This is a genomic window from Nostoc sp. C052, assembly GCF_013393905.1.
Taxonomy (GTDB): Bacteria; Cyanobacteriota; Cyanobacteriia; order Cyanobacteriales; family Nostocaceae; genus Nostoc.
In genome coordinates, this window is sequence record NZ_CP040272.1 from 734,024 (window position 1) to 754,184 (window position 20,161).

The 20,161-nt window shown below is 38.7% G+C and carries 27 protein-coding genes and 4 pseudogenes; 19 read left to right on the plus strand and 12 right to left on the minus strand.

Annotated features, from left to right (window positions below):
* Positions 1-79: 79 nt before the first annotated feature.
* Positions 80-802, minus strand: coding sequence for a response regulator transcription factor (locus FD723_RS02985; protein WP_179064032.1), 723 nt, complete (start codon positions 800-802; stop codon positions 80-82).
* 1,068 nt (positions 803-1,870) lie between these two features.
* On the opposite strand from FD723_RS02985, the pseudogene FD723_RS02990 reads away from it, so the two are divergent.
* Positions 1,871-3,206: pseudogene (locus FD723_RS02990) on the plus strand (ATP-binding protein).
* 26 nt (positions 3,207-3,232) lie between these two features.
* Positions 3,233-4,357, plus strand: a complete 1,125-nt coding sequence (locus tag FD723_RS02995; protein WP_179064034.1) for a hybrid sensor histidine kinase/response regulator — start codon at positions 3,233-3,235, stop codon at positions 4,355-4,357.
* A gap of 580 nt (positions 4,358-4,937) precedes the next feature.
* On the opposite strand, the pseudogene FD723_RS44070 reads toward FD723_RS02995, so the two are convergent.
* Positions 4,938-6,025, minus strand: a pseudogene (locus FD723_RS44070) (ISAs1 family transposase).
* Positions 6,026-6,539: 514 nt separating this feature from the next.
* Here FD723_RS44070 and FD723_RS03010 point away from each other — a divergent pair.
* The 13 genes from FD723_RS03010 to FD723_RS03065 all read left to right on the plus strand — a co-directional run bounded on the left by FD723_RS03010 (position 6,540) and on the right by FD723_RS03065 (position 13,998).
* Complete coding sequence (locus tag FD723_RS03010; protein ID WP_218651835.1) at positions 6,540-6,722, plus strand: reverse transcriptase N-terminal domain-containing protein; 183 nt, start codon at positions 6,540-6,542, stop codon at positions 6,720-6,722.
* Between the two features lie 48 nt (positions 6,723-6,770).
* The gene (locus tag FD723_RS44075; protein ID WP_179064037.1) at positions 6,771-6,935 is read left to right on the plus strand and encodes a reverse transcriptase domain-containing protein; all 165 of its coding nucleotides are present in this window, start codon (positions 6,771-6,773) and stop codon (positions 6,933-6,935) included.
* Positions 6,936-6,982: 47 nt separating this feature from the next.
* Positions 6,983-7,486: a transposase family protein gene (locus tag FD723_RS42375; RefSeq protein WP_256874931.1), complete on the plus strand. Its 504-nt coding sequence runs from the start codon at positions 6,983-6,985 to the stop codon at positions 7,484-7,486.
* Entirely contained in the window at positions 7,474-7,890 is a 417-nt protein-coding gene (locus FD723_RS42380; RefSeq protein WP_256874853.1) for a transposase family protein, read from the plus strand. The genes FD723_RS42375 and FD723_RS42380 overlap by 13 nt, the downstream gene beginning before the upstream one ends.
* Positions 7,891-8,050: 160 nt before the next feature.
* Positions 8,051-8,440, plus strand: coding sequence for a group II intron maturase-specific domain-containing protein (locus FD723_RS03025; protein WP_218651782.1), 390 nt, complete (start codon positions 8,051-8,053; stop codon positions 8,438-8,440).
* Between the two features lie 374 nt (positions 8,441-8,814).
* Positions 8,815-9,039, plus strand: a complete 225-nt coding sequence (locus FD723_RS42385) for an HNH endonuclease (protein WP_256875034.1) — start codon at positions 8,815-8,817, stop codon at positions 9,037-9,039.
* Between the two features lie 799 nt (positions 9,040-9,838).
* Complete coding sequence (locus FD723_RS03035) at positions 9,839-10,195, plus strand: IS630 transposase-related protein (protein ID WP_179064038.1); 357 nt, start codon at positions 9,839-9,841, stop codon at positions 10,193-10,195.
* Between the two features lie 62 nt (positions 10,196-10,257).
* Entirely contained in the window at positions 10,258-11,370 is a 1,113-nt protein-coding gene (locus tag FD723_RS03040) for an IS630 family transposase (protein WP_179064039.1), read from the plus strand.
* On the plus strand, positions 11,371-11,868 hold the full coding sequence (locus tag FD723_RS03045) for a transposase (RefSeq protein ID WP_179064040.1): 498 nt from the start codon (positions 11,371-11,373) through the stop codon (positions 11,866-11,868).
* A 206-nt stretch (positions 11,869-12,074) separates the two neighbouring features.
* The gene (locus FD723_RS03050; protein ID WP_256875035.1) at positions 12,075-12,362 is read left to right on the plus strand and encodes a reverse transcriptase N-terminal domain-containing protein; all 288 of its coding nucleotides are present in this window, start codon (positions 12,075-12,077) and stop codon (positions 12,360-12,362) included.
* Positions 12,363-12,584: 222 nt separating this feature from the next.
* Positions 12,585-12,857 carry a helix-turn-helix domain-containing protein gene (locus FD723_RS42065; RefSeq protein ID WP_218651783.1) on the plus strand — a complete coding sequence of 91 codons (273 nt, stop codon included), beginning with the start codon at positions 12,585-12,587 and terminating at the stop codon, positions 12,855-12,857.
* Between the two features lie 437 nt (positions 12,858-13,294).
* Positions 13,295-13,627, plus strand: a complete 333-nt coding sequence (locus FD723_RS03060) for a DUF5674 family protein (RefSeq protein ID WP_179064041.1) — start codon at positions 13,295-13,297, stop codon at positions 13,625-13,627.
* The gene (locus FD723_RS03065; RefSeq protein WP_179064042.1) at positions 13,624-13,998 is read left to right on the plus strand and encodes a hypothetical protein; all 375 of its coding nucleotides are present in this window, start codon (positions 13,624-13,626) and stop codon (positions 13,996-13,998) included. The genes FD723_RS03060 and FD723_RS03065 overlap by 4 nt, the downstream gene beginning before the upstream one ends.
* A 3-nt stretch (positions 13,999-14,001) precedes the next feature.
* On the opposite strand, the gene FD723_RS03070 is transcribed toward FD723_RS03065, so the two are convergent.
* From FD723_RS03070 to FD723_RS03095, 6 genes are read right to left on the minus strand one after another with little or no spacing between them, the layout of a single operon-like run.
* Entirely contained in the window at positions 14,002-14,277 is a 276-nt protein-coding gene (locus FD723_RS03070) for a hypothetical protein (RefSeq protein WP_179064043.1), read from the minus strand.
* A gap of 33 nt (positions 14,278-14,310) precedes the next feature.
* Positions 14,311-14,523, minus strand: coding sequence for a hypothetical protein (locus tag FD723_RS03075; protein ID WP_179064044.1), 213 nt, complete (start codon positions 14,521-14,523; stop codon positions 14,311-14,313).
* Positions 14,524-14,534: 11 nt separating this feature from the next.
* A complete protein-coding gene (locus FD723_RS03080; RefSeq protein WP_179064045.1) occupies positions 14,535-14,858 on the minus strand; it encodes a hypothetical protein in 324 nt (107 codons plus the stop codon).
* Positions 14,855-15,055 (minus strand): hypothetical protein, encoded by a 201-nt coding sequence (locus tag FD723_RS03085; RefSeq protein ID WP_179064046.1) that lies wholly within the window; start codon positions 15,053-15,055, stop codon positions 14,855-14,857. Before FD723_RS03085 ends, FD723_RS03080 begins: the two co-directional genes overlap by 4 nt.
* 8 nt (positions 15,056-15,063) lie before the next feature.
* The gene (locus FD723_RS03090) at positions 15,064-15,258 is read right to left on the minus strand and encodes a hypothetical protein (protein WP_179064047.1); all 195 of its coding nucleotides are present in this window, start codon (positions 15,256-15,258) and stop codon (positions 15,064-15,066) included.
* Between the two features lie 32 nt (positions 15,259-15,290).
* Positions 15,291-15,608 carry a hypothetical protein gene (locus tag FD723_RS03095; protein WP_179064048.1) on the minus strand — a complete coding sequence of 106 codons (318 nt, stop codon included), beginning with the start codon at positions 15,606-15,608 and terminating at the stop codon, positions 15,291-15,293.
* Positions 15,609-15,706: 98 nt separating this feature from the next.
* Here FD723_RS03095 and FD723_RS03100 point away from each other — a divergent pair.
* Positions 15,707-16,276 (plus strand): annotated as a pseudogene (locus FD723_RS03100) (Rpn family recombination-promoting nuclease/putative transposase); the annotation flags it as partial.
* An 89-nt stretch (positions 16,277-16,365) separates the two neighbouring features.
* Positions 16,366-17,332, plus strand: a pseudogene (locus tag FD723_RS03105) (transposase).
* 89 nt (positions 17,333-17,421) lie between these two features.
* Here the strand turns inward: FD723_RS03105 and FD723_RS03110 are convergent.
* From FD723_RS03110 to FD723_RS03125, 4 genes are all read right to left on the minus strand, one after another.
* The gene (locus FD723_RS03110; protein ID WP_179064050.1) at positions 17,422-17,640 is read right to left on the minus strand and encodes a hypothetical protein; all 219 of its coding nucleotides are present in this window, start codon (positions 17,638-17,640) and stop codon (positions 17,422-17,424) included.
* A gap of 6 nt (positions 17,641-17,646) precedes the next feature.
* On the minus strand, positions 17,647-17,946 hold the full coding sequence (locus FD723_RS03115; protein ID WP_256875036.1) for a hypothetical protein: 300 nt from the start codon (positions 17,944-17,946) through the stop codon (positions 17,647-17,649).
* Between the two features lie 66 nt (positions 17,947-18,012).
* Entirely contained in the window at positions 18,013-18,375 is a 363-nt protein-coding gene (locus FD723_RS03120) for a hypothetical protein (protein WP_179064051.1), read from the minus strand.
* Positions 18,376-18,683: 308 nt separating this feature from the next.
* The gene (locus FD723_RS03125) at positions 18,684-18,902 is read right to left on the minus strand and encodes a hypothetical protein (protein WP_179064052.1); all 219 of its coding nucleotides are present in this window, start codon (positions 18,900-18,902) and stop codon (positions 18,684-18,686) included.
* A gap of 239 nt (positions 18,903-19,141) precedes the next feature.
* On the opposite strand from FD723_RS03125, the gene FD723_RS03130 reads away from it, so the two are divergent.
* Entirely contained in the window at positions 19,142-19,303 is a 162-nt protein-coding gene (locus tag FD723_RS03130; RefSeq protein WP_179064053.1) for a hypothetical protein, read from the plus strand.
* Positions 19,304-19,724: 421 nt separating this feature from the next.
* Positions 19,725-20,051 (plus strand): helix-turn-helix transcriptional regulator, encoded by a 327-nt coding sequence (locus FD723_RS03135; protein WP_179064054.1) that lies wholly within the window; start codon positions 19,725-19,727, stop codon positions 20,049-20,051.
* Positions 20,052-20,161 lie beyond the last annotated feature (110 nt).

The window sequence follows — 20,161 nt, forward strand, 5'->3', positions numbered from 1 at the left end:
GGATTGGGGATTGAGGATTGGAGGCAGAGGGGAAATAAAATTCCTAACTCTTAACTCTTAACTCAGCACTCAGCACTCCCTATGCTACCAACCCAGAACGTAACGCCCTGACAGCAGCTTGTGTGCGATCGTCAGCACACAATTTATTTAGAATATTGCGAACATGGGTTTTTACAGTACCAACTGTAATGTAGAGTTTCTCGGCAATTTGCCCATTGCTACACCCACCTACAATCAACTCTAGTATTTCCAATTCCCGTTGAGTTAGGGGGTATGTTTCTAAAACTTGCTCATATTCTGATGCCAGTGCCTCAATTTTTACAGTTTTTGGCTTGTCAGAACCTTGAATTTCTCCAGGAATACCTTGGCGCATCTTCCGCAATACCACGTTGGCAATTGCCGGATCAATCCAAGAGTTACCGCCGTGAGTTGCTTGGATCGCCTCAGTTAATTTACTGATGCTGGTTTCTTTCATATAATAAGAATCAGCACCAGCGGCAAAGGCTGCTAGTACAGCATCCTCTGTATGATCCATTGTCAAGATGAGAATCTTCGTATTTGATTGCCCAGTTTCCGCTTGGTAGCGTCTGAATTTACGAGTGAGTTCAATGCCATCCATATCAGGCAAGCCGATATCTACAACCGCTACGTCTGGCTTTGCCGTTTCTAAAAGTTTTAATCCTTGGGTTGCATTTGCTGCTTCGCCAATTACTTTCAATGCACTGTGAGACTGTAATGCCGCTCGTAGCCCCATTCGCGTTAAGTCATGGTCTTCAATTAAAATAATACTAATTTCATTCATCGCTACACTCACTCTTGCGCTGTTTGCATCTTTCAAAATATTACCTTTTGTAACTACTATCTCTTATTTTCCCAAACTAAAGATAGATGATATTTCAACCAGTCTGCATCCACCGATAGAAATAATAAGTAACGGAAATTTTTATATTTCGATAGAGGACAAATCTAGCTGGAGATATATGGATACTTACATAAAAAGTATGAAATATTGAAACGAATGCCAAATTGCTACTCCCTGCTTATAATTCAGCTTTGAGTTGCTATGTTCCATTTAGTATTATTTTGTATACAACTTTAAAAAAACCTTACAAAATGAAAAAATTACAACGTGTCGAAGTTGCTTTACGAGAAAATAAACGATGGTTTCAAGCGGTTTTTAAGCAAACCTTTGGATTCATTCGATTGATGGAGTCTTTGTCAGGAAGCTTCCTTAGGGGTTGAATATTGGTAATTTTAAGAACATTGTAATTACAATATATCTGTAAAAATACTAACAATTTGTCTAGCGATCGCTAAGAAAATTGTCGAAATTCCAGCAGGTAGAATGATTTCAGATTCACAAATAGGTATAGACAGTACTTTCTTATTTACCTAGTCTAATCAATCTAAAGGGCAAAACTGTTCAAGCTTATGGTACAGGATAATCCTATGCAACTCTCACTAATGACTGACGACGGTTACTTGCTCACTCAATTACAATTGTCTTAAGCTTGGTAAAGTATTCTATTTTACTTTATATCAGTTCTGTCTGCTGTCTTCAGATCAATAGTTTTCAGTTTGTTAATTGCTAATTTTTGGAGAGCTATCGATCGTTTACTAAGAGTTTTATTCTTAAACTCTGGTAAGTTAACCAGATTGAAGATACAACAAACTGAATTCAAGCCAAAGCAATGCCCCGAAACGTTGAGATTAGGGCAACGCTCAACAACTATTGGACATTATACAAAATGTCTTAGTCAATCAAGTTACAGATTTTAGATGTCCGAAAATATTATATTCTTGAAGTTGGATAATCTGAAAATAGAAATGTTATACATCAACCTATGTTTGGCGGCAAAAATAAAAACCGATGGAAGAGACGCTGAAAATTTTGGTTGTAGACGATGATGAAGTAGACCGGATAGCGATTCGTTCTGCCTTGACTAAAGCGGGTGTTCAGATGGAACTGTCTGAAGTAGGCGGTGCGAATGAAGCATTTTCTGCCTTAAGCACTACTGTATATGATTGTGTTTTCCTCGACTATCGCTTACCAGATCAGGATGGACTAACTTTGGTTCGACAGCTACGTTCTTCAGAAATTAAAGTTCCTTTAGTAGTCCTAACAGGTCAAGGAGATGAACACATTACTCTCCAGTTATTGAAAGCTGGTGCTACAGACTATCTCTCTAAGTCTAGAATATCCCCAGAAACTTTGTCGCAGGTTTTGCGGAGTGCGATTCGCATTTATCAGGCTGAAATGCAGGCGGATTTGGCCAGCCAGCAGCTTAGAGAAACTCATGAAGAACTAATTTCTAAGAAACAAGAACTGGAGAGACAACAGCAACAGATTCAAATGCAAAACTTCAAGTTATTGGAGGCATCACGTCTAAAATCACTCTTTTTAGCAACTATGTCTCACGAACTTAGAACGCCGATGAATGCGATTATTGGTTTTTCGCAAGTCTTACTGCGTCCTAAGTTCGGTCAACTAACGCACCAGCAAAGAGATATGGTTGAGCGGATCTTGAATAATGGAAAGCATTTGCTAATGTTACTCAATGAAGTTCTCGACTTTTCCAAGCTGGAAGGAGGAGGATTAGACTTAAAAGCAGAAATATTTAATATATCAAAGGTAATAAATCTCGCCGTTGGTGAAATACGCTCCCTAGCTGAGGCGAAAAATCTTTCGTTATTAGTAAAAACCGATTTACAAAATCCTTTGATATTTAACGATCCAGTTCGGATCAAACAGATTTTAATTAACCTACTCTCCAACGCCATTAAATTCACCGAGTCTGGTGAAATTTGGGTTGAAGTTAAAGAACTACCTGCAAATCGAGTGGTAATTATTGTTCAGGATACAGGTGTTGGCATAGCACCGAAAGATTTTAAACATATTTTTGAAGCATTTCGGCAAGTCGATCAAACTATCACTCGCAAGTATCCAGGTACAGGTCTGGGTTTGGCAATTATCGATTCACTGGTGCGAATGATGGGTGGCAAAATATTTCTTGAGAGCAAAGTAGGGGTTGGTTCAATGTTTAAAATTGAATTGCCACGTCAAATTACATTACCAACTCTACAAGCTGATGCTCCAACTTCTCAGTTAGATAATGACGATTTTTTTTACCCTGCTAAAAATCCTCCTCAGTCATCTTATCGAGGTAGGAAAGCATAAAATAGGATATCCTAAATTTAAACTATAAATTACTTCCAAAAAAACTGATAAATCATGTCTATAGTTGAAAATAATAAAATTTATCGTATCCTCGTAGTTGACGATACTCGAGATAATCTTATTTTAGTTCAAGCAATTTTAGAAAGTGAGGGCTATGAAATTGATTTGGCTTCAGACGGAATAAAGGCTTTGCAAAAAATTGACCAATCTCCACCCGATCTAATTCTGTTAGATGTGATGATGCCAGGGATAGATGGTTATGAAGTCACACGTCGGATTCGGAAGAACCCTGCAATTTCTTATATTCCAATTTTGTTGATTACTGCCTTTCACCAATCTAGTGTTGTCGAAGGTTTAGACGCTGGTGCTGACGATTTTATTCGTAAACCATTTGATACTGATGAATTACTGGCAAGAGTGCGATCGCTATTGCGTCTTAAGCATAGTCTAGACGAACAGCAAAAAATGGCCCGCCAACGAGAAGACTTTGTTTCCCGCCTGACTCATGATTTGCGAACCCCCCTAGTCGCCGCCGATCGCATGTTGAATTTGTTTGAAATGGAAACATTCTGCAAAATTTCGCCGGAAATGAAACAGGCGATCGCAGTGATGATTCGCAGTAACCAAAATTTGATGGAAATGGTTAACACCCTGTTAGAAGTCTATCGCTTCGAGGCAGGTAAAAAAACGTTGAATTGGGAAGAATGCGATTTACGTGAGATATCTCAAGAAGTAGTCAGTGAACTAAGTCCCTTAACAAATGAAAAAGGCTTGGGACTAGAAATAGATACCAGTAAATTAGAACCACTGAGTTCAAAGGCTGGTATTATTATGGGCGATCGCTTAGAACTACGGCGAGTACTAAACAATCTGGTTGCAAATGCCATCAAATTTACAGATACAGGAGGCATAACCATCCGCATTTTTGAAACACCATCTCAGCCAGGAAATCCAGATTTGGTAACAATTGAGATACAAGATACAGGATATGGGATTGCGCCAGAAGATCAGGCAACCATTTTTGAGCGATTTCGCCAAGGTAAAAATAAACGCTCAGGTAGTGGCTTAGGATTACATCTATCTCACCGGATTGTTGAAGGACACGCCGGAAGTATCCAGGTCGTTTCGGAAGTAGGTAAAGGTAGCTTATTTACTGTAAAACTACCTAAAAATACTTAAGTCTACTTATTAGCGATCGCGAGATTACTTCAGGTAATTCTCTCACAAATTACATTCAATCTGAGTTTATTTTTGACTATAAAGAAAATATTGATATCAGATTATGGGATATTTTACCTGATACTAAAGGAATAGAAAATGTCTTGAAAATCTGCAAATTTAGTTTTATATAACACCATCAAAAAATCACTAATACCATATATGTAGCAATATTTAGATCATTCTATGGATAGTAGAAATAACTATTTTACAAAGTTATTATTCAGCTTAATTAATGCCTGAAAAATGTGTATGCACCCCGGAATAATATCCAGGGTGTTTTTTTATAAAAACTAAATTAATCTGGGATATCTGCTTAAGCACTAAGTATATAAAGGTTTAGCTGAGTGCTAAACCTTTTTTTTGGATCAAGCAAAGATAAAAAATTTTAAGCTTGCCATGCCAGTAGACATCGCTCTCAATACTGTTCGGTTAAGCATTTTTAACTTGAAATTGGGTTTGGGGTAAAGGTTAAGGGGTAAAGGTTAAAGGTTTTTCTTTTCCCTTTTCCCCCGCCCCTTATCCCCAGAGCAGGGTGGTTTCATACAAAGAAAGAAAAAACTCTATCGAGTTGGTTGGAGAGTGCGCGTTGTGCTTGAGGAATAGTTCGGAAACCGAGTTTGCGTGCGATCGTAATAAAAAAGTTGTGTAAGATAGACCAATTCACAGGGGCATTGCCACCACGCCGTAGTGGAAAGTCTTCTTTGAATGTCACATCTCTTACCCAATGAAGTCGATTTTCGATTCCCCAATGCCCTTGAATGTCGGCAAGTAACTGTTGAGCTTCGAGATATTGACTACAGATATAGAATTGACGCTCGTAAAATGGCCGACCATTGCGCTCACCCTGACGCTCGACAACAATAAAAGTTTTGAGTCCAGACCATTTTTTTTGAATTTGTTCGGGGGCAGCAAAAACCTTGCACTGACGTTGAACTAGCCGAGAATGAACATTCTCTACAGTTGTGGCACTGCTAAGTGGAACATCTTGTTGTAACTCGGTTTGAGCCATTTTGTAGAGTGTCGGTTGATTTTCTTTTAATCCAATCAGGTAGTCATTGCCACTATTGACAATCAGTGATACAGTTTTTTTTGGCAGTGTAGAGCATCAAGTGTAAAAACGACTTGTTGACCACAAAACTCGAAGATTAATTGTTTTACGATCGCTACTTCACTAATTTTTTTGTTGGACATTGGTTGCATCCTGAGTACAATACCTCGTTCATGACTATAAACCGATACTGTACTGATAAAGTTTTGGTAGGACTGACTGTAATCTGTGACTGTGCAACGAATGCCTTTTCCGTCAATTGCCAATCTTTCTCCTGGCATCGGTGGAACAAAAACTAACGCCCAATTATTAAATAAGTCGGTGAATGGCTGAAAATCTACTGTTTTGAGTACTCGTCGGAACGTTGAATAGGATGGAAACTTCATTGTTTCATCTAGGTTTAACAGCTCAATTAAGCTCCGTCTGTGTACTTTGGTAAAATCTTCCAGTGGCCGGTAGCCCCAATACCCAGTCATTGCTCCGAGCAATATGAGCAATAATACCAACCATAATTCATGCCTTCGTCCTCGGATGTGTCTATAGTCTGGGACTTGCTGCAATTGTTCGACGAGATTCATACTTGTTAGTTATCCATTTTTCTCCACCCTCTATAAATCATTATTATTTTTCTCTCGTTGTATGAAACCACCCTGCCTCTGGGGATAAGGGGCGGGGGGAAACGGTTTAAATCTCTTACCCTTTTCCCTTTCCCCTTTCCCCAGTCCTCACTTAGCATTTTTGGGTTGGCAGACCACTAGAATCCTTACGGAGTCTAGGGGATTAGCTGCTAGGTTCAAGCCTAGATAACTGAATAACTTTGTAGGTGTGAATCCTACCCCTCAAGTGCTGAGGTGAAAGCTCTTTCCCTACTGTAGAGACTAGCCATCAATCAGGTAAAGCGGGAATGAACGGCGCTCCTACTGGGAGCCTAAACCCGATAATCGCCAAGCAAGATATCCATGAGTACGAAAGAAAGACACGTTTGAATCATCGATAATTATAAACAGCGCAATCAGGCTGATACGCTGTGCCAAAAGGCAATAGGAATGGTCACATTAAGAAGTGTATATGTCTAAAACACTGAGCAATCAGATGGTGGAATGGAACGAGATTAACTGGCGAAAGCTGGAAAAGAACGTTTATAAGCTTCAGAAAAGAATATTCCAAGCCTCTATTCGTGGTGATACTAAAGCAATACGCAGACTCCGATCTATAAATTCTTGTAGTTCCCCGATCTTAGCTTGTAGATGCTGGTTTATCATTGTTCGCTGTTAGACAAAACTCTACCTCCGTATTATCTCGTAGTTTTTTCAGAAATCAAATATGATTCCTATAAGATATGCTGACGACTTTGTAATTCTTGCCAACAAAAAAGCTCAAATCTCTGAAATCAAAGAGCTAGTCATAAAGTGGTTAGCAAAAATGGGGCTGGAATTAAGTCCTAGTAAAACCAGAATAGGGAATACATTAGACTTATCCTTAATATAAACAAAGTGGGATAATAAAAAACGGAGTAAAAATTATATGTAGATAATATGACAAACCCTTTAGCAAGAATTGAATCACATCCCCACGAAGCAAAACGATTAATAGGGATTAATTATGACCAGTTTTTAGCATTGGTATCCTTAGCGGAAAAAAGGCATAGAGAGAAACAAGCAGAAATTGAAAAAAATAAAGTTCGGATTATTGCCAAGGGAGGCGGACGCAAACCAGAGATGTCACCGAAAGAAGGAATATGCTTGTGTCTAGTTTACCTCAGACAAAAACCAATTTTTGAAATTTTAGGGTTACTCTTTGATATTTCCAAAACAAAAGCGAATGATGCTTTTAACTATTGGGTAGATATTTTGAGAGAAATTTTACCAGCATCTCAAATAGAAGAAGCGTCAGTAGATAGTCAAAAATATCAAGAATTGCAGCAAATGCTGTCCGAGTATGAATTAATTGTTGATAGTGCAGAACAGGCTACAGCGAGACCTGTAGACTATCAAGAACAAAAAGATATTACTCTGGTAAGAAAAAAATGCATACTCTAAAAAACCAGTTTATTGTCTTACCAGGTGGTGAAGATATTGTAGATATCTGTGTGGGAATGCTGGGAAAAACAAGTGATATTAATTTATTTCGAGATACTCGGAATAAATTTGCTGACTCACAAAGGTTTATAGGTGATAAGGCCTATATTGGAGATGATGCCATTACCACACCTCATAAGAAACGAAAGAATACAGAAATTTCGGAATTCCAAAAACAAGAGAATAAACAACTTTCGTCTCGCAGAATTGCCGTTGAACACATGATATGTCGGGTAAAAATATTTCGAGTAGCCTCGGAAAAATTCCGTCTCGCTCGTCATCGATATAGTCAGGTAATTCTGGCAGTTTGTGGGCTGATTAGGTTAAGACTTAATCGCTTAGTATCCTTAACCATTAATACTTAATTTTTTATCCTGAAATTGATTTCATCGTTTTGTACTTTTTACTCTAATTTTAATTTTTTGTCTCAGAATGCCGCCAAACACCTATTTTCTCGTAGAGTAAGATAGCGATCGCCTATTCAATCTGAATTGCTCAAACCCATTCACAGTAAGCATTTACATTTTGCGGATAAGTCTATTACTTAATCCCGTAATTCCCGAAAAAGAATCAGAAAACTACAAAGATTCTGGATTCGATTTCTTAGGGTTCAACGTCAGACAGTATGAGGTGGATGACAATCACTCAGCAAAGTCATCACAGGGTAAATTACTAGGATTTAAGACACTCATCAAACCCAGCAAGAAAGCGATTAAGAAACACTACGATGCAATCGCAGAAATTATCGATGCTTACAAATCAGCCTCACAAGCTGCACTAATAGCTAAACTCAACCCTATTCAACGGGGATGGACTAACTATTACTCAACAAAAGTAAGCTCAGAAACATTCTCGAAGCTTGATTATCTAGTAGAGTTGTCGGGAAATAAAGCAATAAATCCTTGGAAGCCTTAATCTATAAGGCTTCCAAGCAACTTTACCATAAATACCTATAGTTCCTGTGTCGTAAGGTTTTCAGCGATTTTTCTCGCTATTTCCCGACAGGTCTAGTATATCAAAAGCTTTCCAGATGGGCGAATCACCGCCACCCAGGCAAATCTGCGTCATGGGTAGCCAGAAAATACTGGCATACAGTAGGCGGTAAAAATTGGGTATTTTCAGTAACCAGAGATGGCAACCTAGCCGAAACCTTAATCAGCCACGCTAGCAAGAAAATTGTTAGACATACCAAAGTTAAGCGCGCAGCATCGCAATTCGATGGAAACCTGAAATACTGGAGTTCTAGAAGAGGAGAACACCCCCTAGTTCCTACCAAAGTCACAAGACTTTTGAAAGCACACAAAGGTAAGTGCGCTCACTGCGGATTGTATTTTAGGGAAGACGATTTAATCGAAGTTGACCATATCATCCCCAAATCCCTTGGCGGAAAGGATAAGTATAGCAACTTCCAAGCATTACATCGTCACTGCCACGATAGTAAAACTGCTAACGATAACTTAAATTCCAACAGACGGAACGCCGTGATGGAAGAGGATGAGTTAGCCGCATGGTAGTTAGAGGTTCCTATGACAAAAGGTCAGGTCATTGAGGAGCTGGATGAGGTGAAAGTCTCATGTCCGGTTCGTGCGGTTCGTTGATTGAAACCGAAGCCCTTTAGGAATTTGGAGGAAAATCGTCTCTACACCGCCTTGAGTGCAAACTCAGAAATATAGTAAAGATAACTTTAGTTTAGTGTGAGTGCGTCAAACCCAAATTTGACAAGTCTCACCCGCTAGGAATGGCGTGATGCCAAAACTGCCCACATAGATGGAGAATAAACTCTAAAAAAATGAAGCTGGGGACAGAACGAGAATAACAAACCTGAGATGGGGGCAACTCGTATAGGTAAGTAGTCATGGTTAAACACTAGTTAAACTCTCGGAAAAAGCGTCTGAACGTGAACGACCGAATTCAAGGTCGGACAACGACACAAGATAACACGTAAAAGTGTGAAAATACCCGCATTATTTTGATCTGAATAAATGCAATTCTGGGGAATTGTAGGCGAAATGAGAGAACCTAAAACTACAAAATAACTAAACTAAGGAACGAATAAAACTGCTCTGTCAACCTCCAGTCATAGAGATTTAATCTCCGAAAAATGTGGACTCCTTAAATAAGAGTTAGCGGGTAGAGTTGATAAGATGTACTCGAAAATTTAACAAGTAAGGACTGTTAGACAACTGGGTAAGGTTTACATAGAAGATGTTCAAAATGCGTAGAGAATGTTATGACAACGGAGTTACAGCAATTTGATATCAAACCCACCACAAAGCTCGTAAACTGTAAAAATGTAAAGAATAGTATTTAAAGATGGCAGCATATTCAATTGACTTACGACAAAAGATATTAAGTGCGTGGCAAAACAAAGAAGGTAGCCAAAGGGAATTAGCAAAACGATTTAAAGTCAGTTTGTCTTTTATTCGTGACTTTTTATGTCGGTATCGAGAGACGGCAGAGATTGCTGCCAGATCCCAAGGAGGAGACCGCCGCTCGAAGCTTAATAGTATTGAGCAAGAATTGTTAAAGGTAATCGTGACAGAGCAAAGCGATATATATTTGCGAGAAATTCAAGAAGCCATAAAAGAGCGCACAGAAATAGACGTAAGTATATCCAGTTTATCCCGCACTCTTAAACGCTTAAAATTAAATCGGAAAAAAAAACTTTAGTAAGCTGTTCAGCATTTAAATTGGGTATAATAAAAAACTGAATTCAGTCAAAAAATGGAATAATGCCAGCAAAAAATCATTTAACTTCTCAGCAGATAGAGAAACTACAAAAAGCTTTAAAACTGGAAGAAAATGGAGAAATAAGAGAAAGAATACTAATTCTCTTGTTGCTTAATGACGGGAAAACACAAGCTAACATAGCAGAATTTTTGGGTTGTTCTTTAAATAAAGTATCATATTGGTGTGTACATGGAGACCCAGAGAATCTAGAAAGCCTAAAAGATGAGAGGATGAAGGGAAACCATAAAAAAGCCACAGATAAGTATATAGAAATATTACTAGAAACTATAGATAAAGAACCAGAAGAATTAGGATACGAGTTTGGCAGATGGACAGCGCAGAGATTAGCAACATATTTAGAGCAACTCACAGGCATACAATTAAGTGGTTCTCAAGTAAGGAGGATATTAGAGAAAAAAAAGTACGTCTACCTCTGGACAAAATATAGCTTAGAGTCCAAGAGGAATCTAGAAAAAAGAAAAGCATTTAAACAGAAAATAGCAGAGTATTTAAGAATAGAGAAAGAGCATCCAGAACGATTACAGGTATGGTTTTGGGATGAGAGTGGCTTTAGTTTAAGGGTGATAAGAAGAAAATCATGGTGTAAAAAAGGTCACTCTAAAAACGTGAGAGGAGACAGAAGAAAAGGGAGAATTAATGTGATGGGAGGATTAAGGTATTCAGATAAGAAAAGATTTGTAGAATTTATTGATAAAGGGAATGCAGACAATTTTTACAAAGTCCTAAAAATCTTTTATGAAGAAATAGTTTTCGATTGGGTAGAAGCTGGTAATCAAGCTAAAGATTTTGCGGAGAAGGGAGCAAAAATAGTTATTATTCTTGATAATGCAAGTTTTCACAAAAAGCAAGAGTATATTAATAAAATTGAAACAGAAATGCCGAATATTCATTTAGAGTTTCTCCCGGAATATAGCCCAGATTATAACTTAATTGAATTGGTCTGGCACTCGACAAAAGAATATATTGCTAATCGGCTATTTCAATCAATTGAAGACCTAGAATATTTATTACATCAACTTTTAAATGAAGGAGAGTTAATTATTAAATGGGGACGAAAACTCAAAAATAAAGGCGATGCTGTTATCACAATTTAAATGCACAACAGCTTATCGACTGAGCAAACTACAGAAAGAGTACAAAAATTGCGCTATGAATTTCGACTTTGGCTAGATACGATAGATGTCAAAAACCTGATATTTATTGATGAAATAGGTGTAAATCTGTCTATGACAAGACATTATGCCAGAGGAATTGACGGCGGAAGAATCTATGATGAGCGACCAGGTAATAAAGGCAAAAACATCACCGTAATTGGGGCTATGAGTGATGAGGGATTAATTGCCACTATGACTTTTCCAGGTAGTCTGAACACTGCTAGCTTTTTAGTTTTTATTGAGCAAATATTACTACCTCAGTTATGGATTGGAGCAATTATAGTCATGGACAATTTACCCGTTCATTATGCTGCAACTGCAAAATCTTTAATAGAATCTGTTGGCTCAAAGGTTAAGTTTTTGCCTCCATATTCACCTGATTTATCGCCAATTGAGTTATGTTGGTCAAAGCTAAAAGAAATTCAACGTTGGTGCTAAAACTCGAACATTCGATGCTCTAGATGTTGCAATAACTATGGCTGTTAATGCCATTACTGACGATAATGCTCTAAATTGGTTTAATCATTGCGGTCTCTTTTTTGAGCCTATTTAGATAACTCTTCTTGTGGTGCTTTTGATCACAAACTGCTGTAAATCCAGTTGATAAATGGAAATCGATTCCTTGGCGCAAGCTGCGGAAAATCGTGTTTCGCCTACAAGTAAGAATATTTAAGGCTCAAAAGAACGGTAACGTGCCTCTGGTGCGTAAACTTCAAAAGCTCTTATTAAGCTCTAAAGCAGCAAAATTGCTTGCCATCCGACAAGTAACGCAACTGAATACTGGGTGGAAGACCGCAGGGGTGGACGGAAAGAAAGCCCTCGAACCCTCTCAAAGATTGGCACTACTGGAAGTGTTAGTTAAGAACTGGAGGCAATGGAAACACCAGCCATTAAAGCGAGTGTTCATCCCTAAAGCCGATGGAACTAAGTAGAACGAGGTGAAAAAACCAAACTATGTAAAGATAAGTAAATACGTACAATGTGTCTACAAAGGTAACAGCGATATGGGCAGTCGTTTAAGGGTATTTCTGACTAGAGAGCAAGATAGAACTATGCATGAACCTGAGAAGGGCAGATGTACCCCAGAAGGTAAAAGACAGAGCCGAAGTGATTAGATTGAGCGCACATGGTTGGTATGTAGAGAAGATGCACACTTGAACTGGACTGCCCAAACAGTAAGAGAAGTTTTGCATAGATGGGAAAAACAAGGTCTAGAAGGACTGTGGGAGAAAGCAGGGCGGGGAGGAAAATCAAGGTGGGCGGAAGCTGACATGGCGTTCTTAGAAAAATGCTTGGAGCAAGAACCACGTACATATAATAGTGTTCAATTAGCCCAAAAATTAGAGCAAGAACGCTCCGTGAAATTGAGTCCTGATAGGTTTTGGCAGGTACTCAAAAAAAGGGGGTCATTTGGAAGCGAACTTTGAAATTGTCATAAGGGGAAACAAGACCCGGTAGTACAGCAAATCAAACAGGCTGACTTAGAAATACTGGAATTATCTGCGGCTGTTGGCGAAATAGATTTAAAGTATTTGGATGAATCAGGATTTTGTGCTTGGAGCGAACCGAGTTACAGTAATGAATCCAATTGAATTGGAGTGGCAACACCTCAAAAAAGATGAACTTGCCTCGAAAACTTTTGAGGATGAGTACCACCATTGCCTATGCTGTCATTAATGGAGTTCAAACAAGAGGAGAAAAAGGAAACTACAGTACACAACGTGTAAAATTTAACTCAAATTCTTCTGCTTAATTGTTTGTTACATAGTTATCAATTTTCACCACGGCTTACTTACAGCAATTAATTGTGCTTGATTGTGTTTCATAATTAAAATTCCTTTGCTTGATAGAGGTTTTAAGTTGTATGATTTTGCTGTTACGCGAACGCGCTACGCCTGAACAAGTTGAACAAATGCTGCGTTCTCACAAGTTCTACATTAAAACAGCAGTCGATATCGAGCGTCGGGTGCTGGTTGGTGGTGGAGGTCTACACGCTGATTGTGAAGAAAAATTGCTAGATGACGGTAGTAGACAACAAGATATTTGGGCTGCCAGTTTTATGCCAATAACTGGAAAAATCATTTATGAGTCGATGGTTAATCTTCGTCTCCGGCAAAATCGCTCAATGGAACTTTTAGACCCTAAAATTAGAGAAAGGGTAGCTCAACTGATTAACGAGTTCCTAGGAAATTTATGATCGAAGTGACACCAAAGCAACAAATTTTTATGCAAGATGATGTGACTACACGTTTACGTCGTCTAGCTACACACTTGTCACAAATTCAATCTTTGTGGACTCAAGGCTCATCAGAGGATTTAATACTGGCTTTGGTTGATGAAAGCCGATACTTTATTGAGTGGACTGTGCCAGACATGGTAAAGGCAGATGATATTGACCGAGCCTGTGAGTTAGTTGATTTAGTTCGTCTTCTGACTCGTTGGCTATTTCATTGGGACAATATTTGGACTGATGCTGAACAAAAGCAATCTGCTTCTCTTGAAATTTCATATTGGTTACAGCGAGTTTTGGAAATATCACGTACAGAACCGGAATCACTGAGTGCCTGAACTCTATGAAGTCTTCCGTTGTTTAACCAACAGCGAACGCAAGTACTGCCGACAAGCTGCTTCTCCCCGATAAATCAGAATCCGCAGCGCCTGTACTTCCTGCATTGGAGAAACACAGATTTCAGCGATGGCTGCAATCAGATTTTGTTGCTTTTGCACATAATCTTGATGCTGCCGCTCTAACACAGCAATTTTGGAGTTTAACTGCTGTATTTGCCGCAATGCTTGAGTTAAGGACGATTCTTTATTTTGAGAACGATTATCTAGAGTTAACGTCATTTTCTTACTCCTCTAAATTGAGATTCTTCCTGTTTACTGTTGAGTGGCTTGTTCAACCTGAACAATTGCGTCTACAACTTCTCCCAAAATATTAAACGCATCATTTAAAACCACATCGTTTGATGTAGAAAAATACTCGGACGATTGAAGTCTACGATAATCTTTACTACTCCCAACAAGCCGCAACGTATATTGACATCCTTGTAAGATAGTCCGAATCTCTGATGTAGTTAATTTAATTTCCATCGTTGTTCCTCCTAAAATTTATCTCGTTGGATACTGAAACCCGCTCCAATCAAAGCACTGCCCAAGAAGCCTGAAAAACTAACTAACATTATCCCCAAGCAGGTCTTTTTCTGTTGCTGCCAGTAATGAGAACTCGTAGCAATCTCCATTCCCCAGAAGCCTGTTGCTCCTACTCCCGTAAATCCGGTAAAAAGTAGAGAAATAATTGCAGTTGTTTTTATGGTGCGATCGATGAAAATCCTGGGGTTGAATCTTTTTCGAGTCCGGCGGCGAAGAACTAATTTACTCTTGTGGTTTAATTGAGATTGATAAACGACTTGTTTGTAGTTAGTCATTTGACATCCTCCAATTCAACAAAAAATCCCGCACCAGTATTATTAATCTTCACCAACTTTCGATTGACTAATGTTTGAATCACGCTAAGACTAAAGTTGATACTGCATAATCGAGCGCTGCCACCGCCACAGTGGAGGTATTGTAGACACAGTGAGGACTGGTCAGTAGGGGTGGGATAAGTGGATTTTCTCGGCATAATCTTGACTAGGACTCTATGATTTGTAAATGATGTGCATTGAAAAAGATTCCCTGATCCGTTGGCATATCTGAGAAATGAACACAAACCATGCCATGTCCTGAATACTGGATTACTGTACCTGTTTGTCCTAACCTGGGGTCTTTTTCTACAACTGTTTTGATGACTTTGACAACTGAATTAATTGGTGGAAGATTAGCCATTTTTAATCCTTTAATGAACAGCTTATTATTGATTAGTAATTTGAGTTTTCGCCGATACCATATTGCCATTTGAGAAAACTGACGGGAGTACAGATTTCTGACCAATCACAAGCTCCCATTGGGGCATTACAGTCTTGTCGATATTCCTCTCCAAAATACCCCAGTTCCCAATGCCAATCGTCATATTCCGGCTGTGACTCCCATCTAAACCAGAGAGCAACATTCACTTTAAGCAGGTATAAAAACTTAATCATCCATCCGCCACTGTCATCAGAAATAAAATCGTAAAAGTCTCCTAGAAAGCGTTCATTTCTTAATGTAATTAAATCCATTCTTGACCAAAGATTCATCAGCTTAGTACCTTCTTATTGTGTTGATAACTAAAATTTAATTGCTGTGATTAGCTAAGATGATGGTAAAATTTATTCATATTTGACAAAAAGTGTTCATGTTTGATAACACTTGCAAATTTATTGCTGAAATGTATTCTCCTGATTTCGCTACTTGGCTGTTAGGAAAGCCTATTACTTTGACCAAATTAAGTCCTACAGAGTTATCCTTAGAACCTATTCGTGCTGATGCCTTAATATTGTTGCAATCAGACGAAGTTGTTCTCCATATTGAATTTCAGACCAAACCTGATGAAGATATGCCTTTTCGGATGGCTGATTACCGTTTGAGAGTATATCGCCGTTTTCCCAAGAAGCGAATGCACCAAGTCGTAATTTACTTAGATAAAACTGAATCAGAGAAGGTATATCAAACTACTTTCATTGCTGGAAGTTTACAACATGAATTTTCAGTGATTCGTTTGTGGGAGCAACCGCCAGAGGTCTTTTTGGCAGCACCAGGATTACTGCCGTTTGCGGTTTTGAGTGCTACTGAGAACAAAGTTGCTACATTACAACAGTCATCTGCGGCTGTTGACAAAATTGCTGACAGGCGAAAACAAAGTAATATTGCTGCTGCCTCTGCAATTCTTGCTGGGTTAGTATTAGAAAAAGATGTAATTGAACGCAAAAGTGTTGAATGTTAAGAAAAATCCGATAAAAATAGCCCAAAATATGTTAAATTTTGGGCGGAAGATTAAAGTATATCTATTTGATAGTGATTATAAATTCATTTCCCAAGATTGTCAAAGATATCTTGAGAGGACTGCCAAAAAACGATTATCCAGTATTGAACAGTCGTCTATTCTTTGAGGGAAAAGCTATCTTATGCTATGGATAACAGCTTAACAAGTATGCGAGATTTATTTAAGAGATTAAACAATACAGGATTTGAGGTAGATATTTCTACTTTTTCTAAAGCAAATTTACATCGAGATCAAAAACCATTTCAAGGAATTTACCAAAAATTAAATGAATTAGTACAGAAGAAAGTTAAAAAAAGTTACACGATAAATATGCGATTTGTCCAATTGATTCAACAATTATCACTCTCACCAGTAAGTTGTTATGGATACTAGGATACCATCAAGTAAAACTTTTTAGTTCCCTAAATTTAGCTACTGGAAGTCCATCAGATAACTTCATCAATTTTGGACATGACCATGATTATAAATTTGGTTCTAAAATGATGTCTAGTCTACCGATAAATGCTGCTGGGGTAATGGATAGGGGTTTTGCTGGATTAAAATTTATCCAAGAATTAGTACAAGAAAATAAATATGGTCAAAGTTGGTGCATCTGATGATGCACAAGCTTATAGAGTAATTAATTTTTGTGATTTAGAGGCAAAAACCGAGTTTCGTCTATTTACTAATTTACCAGCTTTGGGAGAGGCTGCCGTTAGTGATGATGAAATTAGGGATATTTATCGATTACGTTGGGGAGTTGAATTGTTGTGGAAGTTTTTAAAGATGCACTTAAAACTTGACAAATTAATTAATAAGAATGTCAATGGTATCACCATACAAATTTACGTTAGTTTAATAGCTTATTTAATTTTACAGATATTATCTATTCCACAACAATGGGGACATACGCTATTAGATAAATTCCGCTATTTACAATCTTGTATGTGTCAGAAAATCAGTTATGTTCATTGGTTTGAGGAGATGATGTTATGTTGACTGTTTTCGGCTTTTTAGAGTTGTGTAACTAGATATGTAAAGTTTTGTATTAGGATTCAACATTTCTGGGGTTTACTAAATATTAGTTGTCAATTATCTTCGCTAGTATCAACCATCTCAATGCTGAGTCTTGTACATAAAACGCTAGCTTTTACACCAATAATTCCTGGCTCAATTTCAGGAGACAATTCTTCTATAATTGAGTGAAAGCCAGGGTCTTCATCATTAATTTCAACCTCAATTAAACCTGCTTTGTTTGATACAATAGTTGCCCAAGTTGGGCTTTGCTTTAGGAATACTGGTTGCATAGAGTTTCATACTTCTGCGTCCTGATTAAACTTGACCTCAACGATTTCTTCCACGCACCCCATCGCCTCACCCAAGTAGTGCAGGACATCGCCCAAATGAGTTGTGGCTTCTCTGTCAATCTTTTTGTTTGCAATCAATAAGAGCCAATTTTCATTTTGGGCGATCGCCTGAATCTTTGCGTAGCACGAGTTAAATTCTTGTAGAATTTCTATCGGTTCCATTGGTTTATTCAATGAGTTGTGGTGTTCTATTTGGATAAAATTTAAGTTTGCTCCTTGCCACACAGGTGGGTTTGCCCGACCCACCCGTTTCCTTACGCTGCAACCAAATCTCTAGTTTCTGGAACGTATCTTTTCAGACGCTCCCACTCCTCAGTTGTCAGCGCAATCGAATTCTTTATCCAATAACTCTTCTTCCGTGGGCGGTTGTTCTGTAGCCGTTGTTGATATCCTCGTCACCTTCATGAAGTCATCAAGTCCAACTGCTGCATCCACCGATTTGGCGTATCGAATTTTATCTACAGCATTTGACCAGTGTGTGAGGTGTTGAAATATTACCCCAATCATTGAATTAGCTTTGTATACTCGATAAGTTCTGGGGCAAGCTCCGTCAATGTAAACCAGCTTGTATCCAGTGATTTGTGTTACCTCTGCATTGGGGTCAGTTGGAGCTAGAAGTATTTTCTCTGTTGGATCATCTGACTGGGCTTCTTGAACAGAAAGTGTGGTAATCATATTTCATGTGCCATGATGATTTCGATTGTCTAAATTTCGGTTGAACGGCGATTGATTTTCTCTTGAACTGCGATGCCTGCGGCGGGCTGCGCCTACGCCTTTCTCACTTGCAGTACTAGTGATTCCTTACACATCTGCATTCACATCTGTCGGAGGTAGGAGAATTTTCTCTTGACACTCACCTACTTGAAGTAAGAGGTTACTTGCTGCACTTTGTGTCATGATTGTTATTTCTAAAGCAGCGATTGAGCTTTGGAGGCGATTGCTCTTGTCTTGGGGGAGCAATCGCCTTTTCTACCTTCAGCAACTTACGCCGCGACTGCCGCTCGGACTCCCAACAACGCAATCACATCTTTGGCACAGCCAGCAACCCGATTTACCCCGTACTGTCTTGGTCGAGTGTACCAGCCTTGTTGATTGCACCCGATGAAGCCAACAGAATGCCCGTCTTGGTAGAGTTTGGTGCTAAACGAGAGCCAGTCAATCTCTCCATGATATAGACCAAAAACAGCGCAGGCTTCCTCCATCGGTGAGAAGTTAAGGTTATAGAGCTTTTGTCAATAAGCAATAGTACTTAAAATTTGGGTGAAATGGGGCTAATCAACAGAATTTTTGGGCTAGCGATCGCGTCATATTTAAAAGGATCATTCGTTCTTGCATCCAAATTCAGTAGAAAGCTTTATTTAATACTCACTTTTTTAGCAAATTTTCCGCAGAGTTACTAATTGACAAAAATGATTTCGTCTTAACCTCTCACGAATGCCTTGTGACTGGAATCACCTACAGTTCAGTAAATGGCTCGTTGGTGAAGTTCTCGTTGATAGTTAAGGCACGGTCAGGGCATGAGATTGCGATCGCAAACTTTTTCATGGTGGGCGGTCGCCTTTGTTTTCTGGCAGAGTGCTGTGTTAGGAACAAGGCACTCTAATGAATTCAGCTTTGCTGCAAAAAAGATTTCTAGACAGGGTGATTAGCAAATAACCAGTTTTTTAAGACTTGGTAGGTCATCGAGATCATCTTCGTTGGCTTGAGCATTACAAGTTTGGCTTCCGGCTGCTAGTCCCGGTGGCAATTGGTTTTGTGGTTAGTTGAATGAGTGAATGTTTGGTAATTTGGCTTGCGAACCCTTGATTGCGTTCGGGTGCAGACGGTTCGTTTTTCTTACCCTCATGTACACAATATTAGTACACCTATTGGTAGTAGTCAATAAGGTAGTAGTTACTTTTAGTATAGAGATTTGTAATACTACTATTGGTTGCACATAAGCAACTCCAATACCAATAGATGTAAGTCCTATATGTTTACATCCAATAGTAGTACCACTATAATAGGAGTATTATTTGGAGAGGATGATTGTGTTTATCGCATTAAAAAAATTGAGAGAGGCTGCGGGTCTTTCTCAAAATGACCTAGCTAGAAAGACTGGTTATAGTCCTCAGTTCATCCAAAAAATTGAACAAAATAAGGTTAAATCACTGACATTAGATGCAGCAGCAAGATTCTGTGAAGCCCTTAATTGTAAGCCTGGAGACTTGCTTGAGGAAGGTGAGCCACCCAAAAGATTAAGAATAGAAAAAAGTGTCACTCTCAATTCTCAAGCAGAAACAGAGACTTTAGCTAATAGAAGGAAAATTCTGGGCGAAAGTGCAGAAGTTGATCTACTAAAAGCAGCGTAAAAGCTAAAAGCGACCGCCCGCCGACCAAAGCAATGCGATCGCCTGCTCAATCCGTTGATCACAAAGTGAGCTTATTATAATGCTGACACATTTTTGTGCAAATACCCTTC

Coding starts and splice junctions, on each gene's coding strand:
- FD723_RS42375 (WP_256874931.1), top strand. CDS start 6,983: ATGACAAACCCTTTAGCAAGAATTGAATCACATCCCCACGAAGCAAAA.
- FD723_RS03035 (WP_179064038.1), top strand. CDS start 9,839: ATGGCAGCATATTCAATTGACTTACGACAAAAGATATTAAGTGCGTGG.
- FD723_RS03070 (WP_179064043.1), bottom strand. CDS start 14,277: ATGACGTTAACTCTAGATAATCGTTCTCAAAATAAAGAATCGTCCTTA.
- FD723_RS44075 (WP_179064037.1), top strand. CDS start 6,771: ATGATTCCTATAAGATATGCTGACGACTTTGTAATTCTTGCCAACAAA.
- FD723_RS03120 (WP_179064051.1), bottom strand. CDS start 18,375: ATGATTACCACACTTTCTGTTCAAGAAGCCCAGTCAGATGATCCAACA.
- FD723_RS03090 (WP_179064047.1), bottom strand. CDS start 15,258: ATGGCTAATCTTCCACCAATTAATTCAGTTGTCAAAGTCATCAAAACA.
- FD723_RS03040 (WP_179064039.1), top strand. CDS start 10,258: ATGCCAGCAAAAAATCATTTAACTTCTCAGCAGATAGAGAAACTACAA.
- FD723_RS03080 (WP_179064045.1), bottom strand. CDS start 14,858: ATGACTAACTACAAACAAGTCGTTTATCAATCTCAATTAAACCACAAG.
- FD723_RS03045 (WP_179064040.1), top strand. CDS start 11,371: ATGCACAACAGCTTATCGACTGAGCAAACTACAGAAAGAGTACAAAAA.
- FD723_RS03085 (WP_179064046.1), bottom strand. CDS start 15,055: ATGCCGAGAAAATCCACTTATCCCACCCCTACTGACCAGTCCTCACTG.
- FD723_RS03125 (WP_179064052.1), bottom strand. CDS start 18,902: ATGGAGGAAGCCTGCGCTGTTTTTGGTCTATATCATGGAGAGATTGAC.
- FD723_RS42380 (WP_256874853.1), top strand. CDS start 7,474: ATGCATACTCTAAAAAACCAGTTTATTGTCTTACCAGGTGGTGAAGAT.
- FD723_RS03060 (WP_179064041.1), top strand. CDS start 13,295: ATGATTTTGCTGTTACGCGAACGCGCTACGCCTGAACAAGTTGAACAA.
- FD723_RS03135 (WP_179064054.1), top strand. CDS start 19,725: ATGATTGTGTTTATCGCATTAAAAAAATTGAGAGAGGCTGCGGGTCTT.
- FD723_RS03110 (WP_179064050.1), bottom strand. CDS start 17,640: ATGCAACCAGTATTCCTAAAGCAAAGCCCAACTTGGGCAACTATTGTA.
- FD723_RS03095 (WP_179064048.1), bottom strand. CDS start 15,608: ATGAATCTTTGGTCAAGAATGGATTTAATTACATTAAGAAATGAACGC.
- FD723_RS03075 (WP_179064044.1), bottom strand. CDS start 14,523: ATGGAAATTAAATTAACTACATCAGAGATTCGGACTATCTTACAAGGA.
- FD723_RS03065 (WP_179064042.1), top strand. CDS start 13,624: ATGATCGAAGTGACACCAAAGCAACAAATTTTTATGCAAGATGATGTG.
- FD723_RS02985 (WP_179064032.1), bottom strand. CDS start 802: ATGAATGAAATTAGTATTATTTTAATTGAAGACCATGACTTAACGCGA.
- FD723_RS03010 (WP_218651835.1), top strand. CDS start 6,540: ATGGTGGAATGGAACGAGATTAACTGGCGAAAGCTGGAAAAGAACGTT.
- FD723_RS02995 (WP_179064034.1), top strand. CDS start 3,233: ATGTCTATAGTTGAAAATAATAAAATTTATCGTATCCTCGTAGTTGAC.